The 12,959-nt window shown below is 39.8% G+C and carries 11 protein-coding genes; 8 read left to right on the top strand and 3 right to left on the bottom strand.

The window, feature by feature from the left end; all coding sequences use genetic code 11:
• Window positions 1-171: 171 nt before the first annotated feature.
• From metG to sanA, 6 genes are all read left to right on the top strand, one after another.
• The gene (gene metG / locus BTA34_RS04450; protein WP_109373468.1) at window positions 172-2,199 is read left to right on the top strand and encodes a methionine--tRNA ligase; all 2,028 of its coding nucleotides are present in this window, start codon (window positions 172-174) and stop codon (window positions 2,197-2,199) included.
• A 134-nt stretch (window positions 2,200-2,333) separates the two neighbouring features.
• On the top strand, window positions 2,334-2,810 hold the full coding sequence (locus tag BTA34_RS04445; RefSeq protein WP_109373467.1) for a CidA/LrgA family protein: 477 nt from the start codon (window positions 2,334-2,336) through the stop codon (window positions 2,808-2,810).
• Entirely contained in the window at window positions 2,810-3,505 is a 696-nt protein-coding gene (locus BTA34_RS04440; protein ID WP_151436727.1) for a CidB/LrgB family autolysis modulator, read from the top strand. The genes BTA34_RS04445 and BTA34_RS04440 overlap by 1 nt, the downstream gene beginning before the upstream one ends.
• 201 nt (window positions 3,506-3,706) lie before the next feature.
• A complete protein-coding gene (gene cdd, locus BTA34_RS04435; protein ID WP_151434648.1) occupies window positions 3,707-4,591 on the top strand; it encodes a cytidine deaminase in 885 nt (294 codons plus the stop codon).
• Between the two features lie 213 nt (window positions 4,592-4,804).
• The gene (locus BTA34_RS04430; protein ID WP_151434647.1) at window positions 4,805-6,502 is read left to right on the top strand and encodes an NAD-dependent malic enzyme; all 1,698 of its coding nucleotides are present in this window, start codon (window positions 4,805-4,807) and stop codon (window positions 6,500-6,502) included.
• A 141-nt stretch (window positions 6,503-6,643) separates the two neighbouring features.
• The gene (sanA, locus tag BTA34_RS04425) at window positions 6,644-7,375 is read left to right on the top strand and encodes an outer membrane permeability protein SanA (protein ID WP_109373464.1); all 732 of its coding nucleotides are present in this window, start codon (window positions 6,644-6,646) and stop codon (window positions 7,373-7,375) included.
• Here sanA and yeiB read toward each other — a convergent pair.
• From yeiB to BTA34_RS04410, 3 genes are all read right to left on the bottom strand, one after another.
• On the bottom strand, window positions 7,372-8,523 hold the full coding sequence (gene yeiB, locus BTA34_RS04420; protein ID WP_151434646.1) for a DUF418 domain-containing protein YeiB: 1,152 nt from the start codon (window positions 8,521-8,523) through the stop codon (window positions 7,372-7,374). The two genes, sanA and yeiB, sit on opposite strands and share 4 nt — an antisense overlap.
• Before the next feature lie 14 nt (window positions 8,524-8,537).
• Window positions 8,538-9,197 (bottom strand): GTP cyclohydrolase I FolE, encoded by a 660-nt coding sequence (gene folE / locus BTA34_RS04415; RefSeq protein WP_151434645.1) that lies wholly within the window; start codon window positions 9,195-9,197, stop codon window positions 8,538-8,540.
• Window positions 9,198-9,345: 148 nt separating this feature from the next.
• Window positions 9,346-10,515: a YbfB/YjiJ family MFS transporter gene (locus BTA34_RS04410; RefSeq protein WP_151434644.1), complete on the bottom strand. Its 1,170-nt coding sequence runs from the start codon at window positions 10,513-10,515 to the stop codon at window positions 9,346-9,348.
• Between the two features lie 210 nt (window positions 10,516-10,725).
• Here BTA34_RS04410 and moeA point away from each other — a divergent pair, with 210 nt between their 5' ends.
• Window positions 10,726-11,967, top strand: a complete 1,242-nt coding sequence (gene moeA, locus BTA34_RS04405) for a molybdopterin molybdotransferase MoeA (protein ID WP_151434643.1) — start codon at window positions 10,726-10,728, stop codon at window positions 11,965-11,967.
• A 5-nt stretch (window positions 11,968-11,972) separates the two neighbouring features.
• Complete coding sequence (gene moeB, locus BTA34_RS04400) at window positions 11,973-12,740, top strand: molybdopterin-synthase adenylyltransferase MoeB (protein WP_151434642.1); 768 nt, start codon at window positions 11,973-11,975, stop codon at window positions 12,738-12,740.
• Window positions 12,741-12,959: the final 219 nt, after the last annotated feature.

Below are 12,959 nucleotides of genomic sequence, written 5' to 3'. Positions count from 1 at the left end.
ATATGAGTGCATCTATCATATCAGATAGTAGATGACTACGATAATGCCTTACCTCAATTTGCCAACTGAAATTTCTCTTGCAAAAACTCGATTATTGCCCTAGCGACATCATGACGGATCGGTTAACATCAAAGTCCCTTTTATTAATTTTATGGAAGTAAGATCCTTACTATGTCTCACGTCGCGAATAAATTATTGGTAACCTGCGCGTTACCTTATGCTAACGGTTCAATTCATCTCGGTCATATCCTTGAGCACATTCAGGCTGATATCTGGGTCCGTTATCAACGAATGCGCGGCAAAGAAGTTCATTTCATCTGCGCTGATGATGCTCACGGCACGCCAATTATGCTGAAAGCTCAACAACTGGGTATTACACCAGAAGCCATGATTGAAGAAATGAGCAAAGAGCATCAGCAGGATTTTGCTGGCTTTAATATCAGTTACGACAATTATCACTCTACACACAGTGAAGAGAGTCGCCAATTATCGACTAAAATTTATCTTGCACTGAAAAAAAATGGTCACATCAAAAGCAAAACTATTTCTCAGCTTTATGATGAAGAAAAAGGCATGTTTTTGCCTGACCGCTTTGTAAAAGGCACTTGCCCTAAATGTAAAGCGCCAGACCAATATGGTGATAACTGTGAAGTTTGTGGCTCTACTTACAGCCCAACCGAATTAATCAACCCACGCTCTGTTGTATCAGGTTCAACGCCTGTTATGCGTGAAACTGAGCACTATTTCTTCGACTTACCTGCATTTAGCAATATGTTACAAGAGTGGATCCGCTCTGGCGCTCTGCAAGAGCAAGTTGCAAATAAAATGCAAGAGTGGTTCGACAGCGGTTTACAACAGTGGGATATCACTCGTGACGCACCTTATTTTGGATTTGAAATCCCAGATGCACCGGGTAAATATTTCTATGTATGGCTAGATGCACCAATCGGCTACATGAGTTCTTTCTTAAACTTATGTGAAAAACGTGGTGATTTAAGTTTTGATGAGTTTTGGAATAAAGACAGCAAAGCAGACCTTTATCACTTTATTGGTAAAGATATCGTCTATTTCCACAGCTTATTCTGGCCAGCCATGTTAGAAGGTAGCGAATATCGTAAACCAACCAACCTGTTTGTTCACGGTTATGTCACTGTAAATGGCGCGAAGATGTCAAAATCTCGTGGCACCTTTATTACAGCGCGTGCTTATCTTGATCATTTTGATGCAGATTGCCTACGCTATTACTATGCAGCAAAACTTTCCTCACGCATTGATGATATTGACCTAAACTTAGAAGACTTTGTTCAACGTGTTAACAGCGATATTGTTAATAAAGTCGTTAACCTTGCATCACGTACAGCGGGTTTTATCAGCAAGCGTTTTGATGGTAAATTAGCAGATTCTTTAGATGATGCTAAGCTTTATCAACACTTTGTTGATATGAAAGAAACTATCGCACAGTCATTTGAAAATCGTGAATTTGGTAAAGCAGTTCGTGAAATCATGGCATTAGCGGATGAAGCCAACCGCTATATTGATGAAAAAGCGCCATGGGTTGTAGCAAAACAAGAAGGTCAAGATGCACAGCTACAAGCTATCTGTACAATGGGTATTAACTTATTCCGCGTACTGATGACATATCTGAAACCTGTTTTACCTTCATTAACAGAACGTTCAGAAGCCTTTTTGCAAACCGAATTAACATGGGATGCGCTTGCACAACCACTTTTAGGTACAGAAATCACCAAATTCAAAGCACTGTTTAACCGTATTGAAATGGATAAAGCCAATGCAATGGTTGAAGCATCTAAAAGCACCATTGCACCTGTAAAAGAAGTCACAGGACCATTAGCAGATTCACCAATTCAAGAAACGATTAAGTTTGATGATTTTGCGAAAATCGATATGCGTATCGCTGAAATTAAACAAGCTGATTTTGTTGAAGGATCAGATAAGTTACTGAAGCTAATTTTGGACTTAGGTGGTGAGACTCGCCAAGTCTTTTCTGGCATTCGTACAGCATACCCAGATCCGAAAGTGTTGGAAGGTCGTTTAACGGTAATGGTGGCAAACTTAGCACCTCGTAAAATGCGTTTTGGTATTTCAGAAGGCATGGTAATGGCGGCAGGACCTGGCGATAAAGATATCTTCTTACTTAGCCCAGATTCTGGTGCAAAACCGGGTCAGCAAGTGAAATAACAACCAAGATTCATTTGCCAAATCAATAAATGGCGGGGTTCTATAAGAGCCCCGCTCTTTTTTTATTGTGATCCGTAGCACACTTTCAAAATCGGTGTATGATAAATCTGTTAGTTGATTTGGGACACTTAATTATGAAATCTAAACGGGCACGATTGCAGATTACACTTTGGCATTATCTACGATCTTTTTTGGTACTTTATCTTTGTCTCTTTGCGGGTAATCTTATTTCAGCCCTTCTACCCTTCGCGGTTCCAGGCAGCATTGTTGGCTTACTTATTCTCTTCGGTTTACTTGCTTTCCAGCTTATCCCTTTGCGCTGGGTTAAACCCGGGGCCAATATTCTCTTAAAAAATATGACATTACTCTTTATTCCTATCGGAGTGGCAGTAATGAATTATTATGACTTATTAAGTCAGCAACTTTTCCCTATTGTTTTAGCAAGTGTGGTAAGTACCTTTGGTGTTATGGCATTAGTCGCTTATTGCTCACACTATGTTCACCGTGAGCGCATTATCGTGGGTGCAAAACCTGACATAGTTGAGGACGTTGTAGAAAAAACGCAACAGAAAGACGACGATACAGCGTTAAGTGAGAAGAAAAAATGTTAATGTTAATGAATATTTGGTGGTCACTTCCTTTGACCATAATTGTCTTTTATTTATCACGTAAACTTGCTGCTCGTTATAAATTGCCTATATTGAATCCCTTGCTTATAGGTATTGCGGTTATTATTCCTATTTTATTAATCACTCATACACCTTATGAGCATTATTTTGCCGGTAGTCGTATTTTAAATGACTTATTACAACCGGCTGTGGTTGCTTTAGCCATTCCACTTTATCAGCAATTACACCAAATTCGCGCACAGTGGAAATCATTAATCAGTATTTGCTTTATTGGTAGTATTGCTGCGATGGTCAGTGGGACTGCCATTGCATTATGGGCTGGTGCAACACCCGAAATTGCCGCATCAATTTTACCTAAATCAGTGACAACGCCTATCGCAATGGCTGTCGCAGATTCCATCGGTGGTATTCCTGCAATCAGTGCTGCTTGCGTTATCGCAGTAGGTATTTTAGGTGCCATTTTTGGTCATTCACTCTTTAAAATACTGCGTATTCCTACTCACGCATCTCGTGGTTTGGCGATGGGAACCGTTTCTCATGCCGTGGGAACAGCAAGAGCGGCTGAAGTGGATTATATTGAAGGTGCTTATAGTTCACTGGCATTAATGACCTGTGGGATTATTACTTCATTAACTGCACCGTTTATCTTCCCGATTATTTTGCATCTCTATAGTTGATCTCAGTTTTGCTTCCTTTTTCTCAAATCCCCGATTTAATTAAATTTATTTCGGGGATTTTCACTATAAATTTGAGATACATCTCTCAATTAATAAATTTGTTGCAATAGTTTCATTGAAAATATGATTTTCATCACATATAAGAGTGGGTAAAGATGCCTAGAATCTTATAATACAGAAAGATTAATGGGAGACTCATGTATGCATACTCGTTTTCAGGCAATTTGGTCAGATTTATCCCCTCAGTTACAACAAGCACTTGCTCCTTATCTTGAGCAGGATGAATTCCCTGCAATGTTCACGGCAGAACAGGTCAATGCCATAAAAACACAGTTACAATGTAATGATGATGCCTTAGCCCTAGCACTTTTACCGGTTGCCGCAGCTTGCGCTGTCGCGCCAATCTCTAATTTCAAAGTGGGTGCGATTGCTCGTGGCGAAAGTGGTAATTTCTATTTCGGTGCCAATATGGAATTTGCTGGCGCACCGCTACAACAAACCGTTCATGCTGAACAAAGTGCCGTGACTCATGCATGGTTACGTGGTGAATCTCGCTTAATCTCAGTCACTGTTAACTATACACCTTGTGGTCATTGCCGCCAGTTTATGAACGAATTGAACAGTGGCACTCAAATTCAAATTCAGTTACCGGGTAGAAAAATGGCAACATTAGGCGATTATTTACCTGATAGCTTTGGCCCGAAAGATCTCAATATCACCTCTTTATTAATGGACAAAGTTAATCACGGTTACAAAATTGATAACCCTAGTGAATTAGCGCAACAGGCACTACAAGCGGCTAATCGTAGCCATGCGCCTTATAGTGGCTCGCACAGTGGTATAGCTGTTCAAATGAAGAATGGCAAAATTTTCCAAGGTAGCTACGCTGAAAATGCCGCATTTAATCCAAGTTTACCGCCATTACAAGCGGCATTAATTTTATTAAACATGGCGGGTGAGAGTGTGATGGATATTGAATCTGCTGTCTTAATTGAAAAAGCAGAGACAATTTTAACGCAATGGGATGCAACACAAGCAACATTAACTGCTTTAGGTTGTCACCAAATGCAACGCATCACTTTGTAAAAAGTTTTAACTTATTCTTCTAAAAATCTCTCCTAAAAAAGCATCAGCATGTAAATTTTGCTGATGCTTACCAGAAAAAGTTGTAACAACTGTATCTATCTCTCATTTCTAAGCATAAAAATCATAAAAAAATAACATAAGCTGTACATATTTTTATTATTTTGTAGGATCTACAATTGTCATGTGACTAACTGCCTTACAAGAGTATTTTTCATGGAACTGGAACACGAAAGTAAACGCCCTCTCTACATCCCGTATGCAGGTCCAATCCTGCTTGAATTTCCCCTGTTAAATAAAGGTAGTGCTTTCAGCGAAGAAGAACGCAGCACCTTTAACTTACATGGTTTACTGCCTGAAGCAGTTGAAACCATCGAAGAACAGGTTGAACGCGCTTATCGCCAATATCTTGATTTCAAAAACGATAACGATAAACATATTTACCTACGAAATATCCAAGATACCAATGAAACCCTGTTTTACCGTCTCTTGGAATCCCACCTAACTGAAATGATGCCAATCATTTACACACCAACAGTGGGTGAAGCTTGTGAACATTTCTCTGATATTTATCGTCGCGCTCGCGGTTTGTTTATCTCTTACCCTAACCGCGCCAATATTGACGATATGCTACAAAACGCCACCAAACAGAACGTAAAAGTAATTGTTGTAACAGATGGCGAACGTATTCTTGGTTTAGGTGACCAAGGTATCGGTGGTATGGGTATTCCTATCGGTAAACTCTCTTTATATACCGCATGTGGTGGCATTAGCCCTGCGTATACACTGCCTGTTGTACTTGATGTGGGAACTAACAACCCGCAACGTTTAAACGATCCTCTGTATATGGGATGGCGTCATCCTCGTATTACAGGTGATGAATATAACGAGTTTGTTGATGAGTTTATTCAAGCTGTTAAACGTCGCTGGCCAAATGTTTTACTACAATTTGAAGATTTCGCACAAAAAAATGCGATGCCTTTATTAAATCGTTATCGTGATGAATTATGTTGCTTTAATGATGATATTCAAGGTACAGCGTCGGTCACTTTAGGTAGCCTAATTGCAGCAAGTCGTGCTGCGGGTCGCCAATTAAAAGACCAAACTGTCACTTTCTTAGGCGCAGGATCTGCGGGTTGTGGTATTGCCGAGCAAATTATTGCCCAAATGAAATCTGAAGGTTTAAGTGATGAGCAAGCGCGTGAACGCATCTTTATGGTTGACCGTTTCGGCTTATTAACAGACAAACTGCCAAATTTACTTGATTTCCAAAGCAAACTTATCCAAAAAAGCGAAACTATTGCTAATTGGGAAACCGAAAGCGATGCGATTTCACTGTTAGAAGTGGTTAAGAATGCAAAACCAACTATTTTGATTGGTGTTTCAGGGCAAGCTGGCTTATTCACTGAAGAAATTATTCGTGAAATGCACAAACACTGTGAACGCCCTATCGTAATGCCATTATCTAATCCAACGTCTCGTGTAGAAGCGCGTCCTGAAGATATTATCAACTGGACTGATGGACAAGCATTAGTGGCAACAGGCAGCCCATTTGCACCAGTTAAATACAAAGATAAAGAATATCCAATTGCACAATGCAACAACTCTTATATCTTTCCAGGTATTGGATTAGGTGTTATCGCATGTGGTGCCAAACGTGTTACTGATGCCATGCTGATGGTGGCAAGTCGCGCATTAGCAGATTGCTCACCAATGGCAAAAGAGGGTGATGGCTCTCTATTACCTTTACTGTCTGATATTCAACAAGTTTCTCGCTATATCGCAAAACAAGTTGCAAAAGAAGCACAAGTACAAGGTGTTGCTACTGTGACTTCTGATTCAGCATTAGAAGAAGCCATTGAACGTAACTATTGGTCACCTGAGTACCGTATTTACAAAAGAACTTCGTTCTAAGTAGTTTGAAATACTAAGTACCATTCCGAAAAGCGCGTCATTACTTAATATGAGGCGCTTTTTTCTTGCTTCCCTATCCCTGCTCAAGTAGCCTTAAGTATTATGAAAGTCATTCGTTATTTGCGTCATTAAGGCAAGGACATGCTAAAACGCCTCATTTATCTTTTTCTCACACTTTTTATTCTACTGGCTGTCACCTTGATTGCCTGTGATCGCTGGATCGGGTGGAAAACTAATCCTTATATATTTGAAGACGTAGATACATTACCCGCTAAAAAAGTAGGAATGGTGTTAGGAACATCAAAGTACTATACCAGCGGTTATATAAATCAGTTTTATCAATACCGCATCCAAGGCGCTGTAAATGCTTATAATAGTGGCAAAATTCAGTATTTATTGCTCAGCGGTGATAATGCAAAACACAGCTATAATGAGCCAAATACGATGCGTAAAGATCTCATTAAAGCGGGCATTCCTGCCTCTCGTATTGTGATGGATTTTGCCGGTTTCAGAACACTTGACTCAGTAGTGCGAACAAAAGAGGTATTTGGTACAGATGGATTTACCATTATTACTCAGCGTTTTCACTGTGAGCGAGCTGTTTTTATCGCATTAGAAAAAGGCATTGATGCACAATGCTTTGCGGTTGCATCCCCTAAAAGTATGTTTAAAGTACGCGTACGCGAAGTATTTGCCAGAGCTGGTGCAATGATTGATGTTTATATTCTAAACCGCGAACCCCGCTTTTTAGGGCCGCCAGAAACTATTCCCGCAATACAATCTATTCCTGAAGGCATTAAAGGTTATCCTGCGGTTTCACCAGAGGAAGTCGAATCACTTCCTCTGAATGAAAATAATCATGAAAAAAGCTAAAAGAATTCCGCTAATTTTGAGGCTGATTTACGCCAAATCCACTCTATTGGCCCTTGTGGAAAATAACGTAACCAAATCACAGCAAAAGTAATATTGATTGCCCAAATAACAGCAACAAAAGGCATCAGTTCAGGTAAAGTAAATTGATTAAATAGACCCATACGCTGAAATAAATAAATACCGATAACACTTTGCATTAAATAGGTCGTTAACGCCATTTTGCCAACACAACGTAAAGCATAGGCAAAATAAGAGTGTTGAATAATATTCCAACTCCAATAAAACAGCGCAATATACCCCAAACTTTGCATCACTTGGATCAACATAGTTAAAGGTTGTGCAAAAATAGCCGCCCAGCGGTAATCCCAATCAAGGTAATAATCCACCAGCACAATAACCGTTTGTACGCTTAAACTGATTGTGAGGAAATAAAGTGCCACACGACCATAATGAGCGCGACTATATTTCTGTTGCAACCAACCTGATGCCATTAATGCAGAACCCATTAACATCGCACCAAACAAAAACCAACTGTATTGACGTACTAGATTAAAAACAAAAAGACTTAGCTCATTTAAACGATAATAAACACTATTTAAATAAGGTCCTGTTTTCCAATCTGATTCAGCCAATTGAGAGTATGGCGTGCTATACCAAACGGTATCAATAAAATCACGATAATAGTAAAACAGCGCACCTAAAATCAGTGCGCCACAAAAATAGAGTATCGCTCCCAATATAAATTGGTGCTTTGTCGCGATTGATTTGATAAACGCAAAAACAAATAAACCACATACACTATATGGAAATAAAATATCCCCTTCCCAAATAAATAATGTGTGAATAACACCAATTAATGCCAATACAACTAATCGCGATAAATTAAAACGAGTCCCTTTATACAAAAGGAGATAAAGCGTACCACCAAATAACAGCGCAAAAATAAAGAGGAATTTTCCTTGAGCAAACAGATTTAATGCCATCCATGTTATACGATCACCAAAAGAGGCTTCTCCCGAATGTAACGGATTAAATGAAGCCACTCTTAATAATGCAAAACCTGAAATATTGAGCAATAAAATGCCAAGGATCGCCATTCCTCTCAACGCATCGAGTGCTTCGATACGTTGATGAGACGATTCATTCATTTTTATTTAAAATCTCAAAGATGACGAACAGCGCGCAGAAACTCCTGACGCGTATTTTGACTAGATTTAAATAACCCACCTAATGAAGTTGTTGTTGTTGCACTCGTTGCATCACGAATACCACGAGCTTTAACACAATAGTGAACCGCATCAATAGAAACAGCCACATTTTTTGTGCCGAGTAACGTTTGTAATGCGATAAGGATTTGCTGTGTTAAGCGTTCTTGTACTTGAGGACGCTGCGCAAAGAATTGCACAATTCGATTAATTTTAGATAACCCAATCACTTTATCTTTCGGGATATAAGCCACAATTGCTTTACCATCAATAGTGACAAAGTGATGTTCGCAAGTGCTTGTTAATGTGATATCTCGTACTGTCACCATTTCATCAACTTGCATTTTATTTTCAATTAGCGTGATTTTTGGGAAGTTGTGGTAATCCAGCCCTGAGAAAATTTCATCAACATACATTTTAGCGATACGACGAGGCGTTTCAGCTAAACTATCGTCGCTTAAATCTAGATTTAACAGCTTCATCACTTCTGTCATATGATGTTCAATTTGCTGTTTGCTCTCACTTGGAGAGAGTTGTGGTTCACGAAGAGGCGTTTCCAAACCGCGTTCAACTAACGCAGCGTGCACCCATTGCGCCTCTTTACTTAATGATGACATTGGACTCTCCGATAAACACATTAATTAAGTAGCTGTTATCGCACTTAGCAACAACAACCTACACTTTAGATGACCTCAATCACATTATCCAGCAATACCGCATTTTTCGTTATGAAATTATTGCATTTTTGTATGAGCTATTTTTAGTTTACTGACGCTCTTTTTCTTTTAAACACACCAGAAAGCCGCCAATTATCAATACAATAAAAGCAACATAAAGTGCAGGTTCTAATTTTCCTGTCAATGCTGATGAAAGTGAAGAAATTACAGGACCTACTAATTGCCCAATGGCATAAAAAGTGGTGAGCAAACCCGCCATATAACGTCCATGATCAGGCGCTAATTCACGACCTCGTAAAAATGCCAGTTGTACTGCACACATTAAGCCGCCACCAATTAAAAATGCCCCTATTGCCAACCCTGTAATGGTAGGCACCCACAGCGCAATCAGTATGCCTAACGCTTGCAACCAAAGCGTAATAGCTAAGCGTAACTGCGTGTTTAATACATTACGTGTGAAAATAGCGATACCAATACATAACGCCGCAGAAGCACCAAAAACAGGCCAAACAAATTGTGCGATTAAGCTCCCCGGGAAGCGTTCTGCTGCCATTTGAGAAAGAAACGTTGCGGGTAAAATATAGCCAAATCCGGCAAAGGTATAACCCCAAATCAGCCTTTTTATCGCTGGCGTAAGCGTTAAAGAGGTGACTTTTACTTCTTCTCTGCTCATTTTCCAAGGTTTTGGTAGATGGTAGCTCACATATATGGCACAAATAAAAGCAAGAGAACCATAAATTAACCATCCCGCCATCGCATTCATTTGCCATTTCATAATTAACACAGCAAGAATACCGCTAATGAATATACCGGCACCCGTTCCTGCATAAACAGCCACACTTAATATAGGTTTATTTAGGCGAGCCAGTAACTCGTTAGCCCATGAAGCCACCAGTACTAATGTCCAGCCACTTGCCCAACCAATAAAAAAGCGTGCAATACTATGTGTAAAAGCATCATTTAAAAAAGCAGACAACAGCGTGATGATCACGGCTCCCCAAAGACCCGCCCACAAGCGATATCCCACACCTTTAACGGCTCTCATCGCATCATAAGAGCCAGCTAGATAACCAAGATAATTAAATGCAGCGACAATCCCCGCACTTGTCAGCGTTAATTGATATTCTGCAATCATCAACGGCACTTGCGGTGTGAATGTAAAGCGCCCTATTCCCATTGCAACCACTAAAGCAAGAAACCCGCTAAAAGCGATATGAAAAGCTTGTGCTGAATGACTTTGGTGATTTGAAGTATTCATGGATATCCATTATTTTGTTTTATCATTTTAAATGTGCTGCTTATTAATAACAGAATAGTTAACATATTAAACCCAATTAGATAACATTTCCGTAATAAGAAGTTTCATTTCTTTCTATTCACAAGATGATCTCTGACATGATGATGTTCATCGTGATAGATTAGTATCATGAAATAAAACAGAACATTTCGATAGATCTTGGAGTATATGATGAGTCAATGTCACGTTAGCGGTTTATTATCTCTTGATGAAGCGCTAGAAAAACTACTTGAAAAACCGCTGGCAATTACCAACACCCTTAACATTCCATTAAATAACGCCGCAGATTATATTCTAAGTGAAGATATTACTTCTCCACTGAATGTTCCACCTTTTGATAATTCGGCAATGGATGGTTACGGGCTTCGTTACGCTGACTTAGATGCTCAAATTCCACTTCCTGTTGCGGGTAAATCGTTCGCTGGTATTCCTTTTGAAGGAGAACTTCCTGCTGGGCAATGTGTACGCATTATGACTGGGGCAATGGTTCCTGCTGGTGTTGATACTGTCATTATGCAAGAAGAAGCCGAAGTGACCGAACACGGTGTCCGTTTTTCACAGCCTGCTAAAAAAGGTCAAAATATTCGCCGTATTGGTGAAGATATTAAAGAAAATGACATTGTATTACCTGCTGGTACTAAACTTTCAACAGCACAATTACCTTTAATCGCCTCTTTAGGTGTGGCAACAGTACACGTTTATCGTCGTTTAAAAGTTGCAGTTTTCTCAACGGGTGATGAATTACAAACCATCGGTCAGCCATTAAAAGCGGGTCAAATTTATGATACCAACCGCTTTGCGGTACGTTTAATGCTTGAAAAACTAGGATGTGAAGTTTTAGATTTAGGCGTTATTCCTGATTCACCAGAGAAACTGCGTGAAACCTTTAAAAAGGCTGATCAAGAAGCAGATTTAGTGATCAGCAGTGGTGGTGTTTCTGTAGGTGAAGCCGATTATACCAAACAAATTCTTGATGAAATTGGCGAAATTGGTTTTTGGAAATTAGCCATTAAACCGGGAAAACCCTTTGCTTTTGGTCGATTACACAATGCATGGTTCTGCGGATTACCGGGTAATCCAGTATCAGCAACCGTGACATTCTATCAATTGGTTCAACCATTAATTGCACGCCTATCTGGTTTTAGCCATTGGAAAGCACCGCAACGTTTCCAAGCTATTGCACAATCTCCATTGAAAAAATCAGCTGGTCGTCTTGATTTCCAACGCGGTATCGCCAGTATTAATGCCGATGGCGTATGGCAAGTGGAAACCTCTGGTCATCAAGGCTCCCATGTTTATAGCTCCTTTAGTGTTGCTAACTGCTTTATCGTTTTAGAGCGTGAACGCGGTAAAGTCGCAGCTGGCGAAACGGTTACTATTGAGCTATTTAATTCTCTGTTAAAAAGCGAATAGCCTTTATGAGTATTGAATTAACGGATGAAGAAACTCTACGTTACAATCGCCAGATTGTATTAAGAGGCTTTGATTTTGACGGTCAAGAGGCGCTGAAAAGTGCCTCTGTACTGATTGTTGGCGCAGGAGGCTTAGGATGTAGTGCCTCACAATATCTTACAGCCGCGGGAGTGGGAAAACTCACCTTATTAGATTTTGATACGGTTTCACTTTCTAATCTTCAGCGCCAAATTCTTCATCGCGACGTCACGATTGGTCAACCTAAAGTACTATCTGCAAAAGCAACATTAGAAGCCATTAATCCTCATGTCACGATAGAAACCGTTGATGCGTTACTTGAAGATGAAGCGTTAGCAGAGCTTATTAGCCACCATAATATTGTTATGGATTGTACTGATAATGTGACAGTCCGTGAGCAACTTAATCGTCTCTGTTTTCATCAGAAAAAACCGCTCGTTTCTGGTGCAGCAATTCGGATGGAAGGTCAAATCAGCGTATTCACCTATCAAGATGAGGAGCCTTGCTACCGCTGTTTAAGTCATCTTTTTGGTGATAATGCTTTAAGCTGCGTTGAAGCTGGCATAATGGCACCTGTTGTGGGCGTAATTGGTACTTTACAAGCCGTTGAAGCCATCAAACTGCTTACAGGGTATGGTGAACATTTACATGGTAAGGTGTTGATGTTTGACGCAATGCGAATGCAATTTCGTGAATTCAAATTACCTAAAAATCCACATTGCGAAGTGTGCTCCACCAATTTGCCGGACAAGTAACCATACTTATATTTGAATAAGGTAAGTCTATCTTCTTTAAACTTACCTTATTTCACGCAATCTCTAAGTTGTATTCATATCCATCGTTAAGTCGATGTAACAAGCTTGTAGTATTCACTCTGATTTAATTCTACTATGACCGCCCGCGTCAAAACGCAACAGGATGCCCTATAAGCAAAATCATCATTTAAGCACGCATTCTACGTGCTAAAAAAGCAA

Source organism: Proteus sp. CD3, assembly GCF_008808075.1.
Classification (GTDB): domain Bacteria; phylum Pseudomonadota; class Gammaproteobacteria; order Enterobacterales; family Enterobacteriaceae; genus Proteus; species Proteus appendicitidis.
The sequence above is the reverse complement of the archived record's forward strand: the minus strand, read 5'-3'. Positions and strand labels throughout refer to the sequence as shown.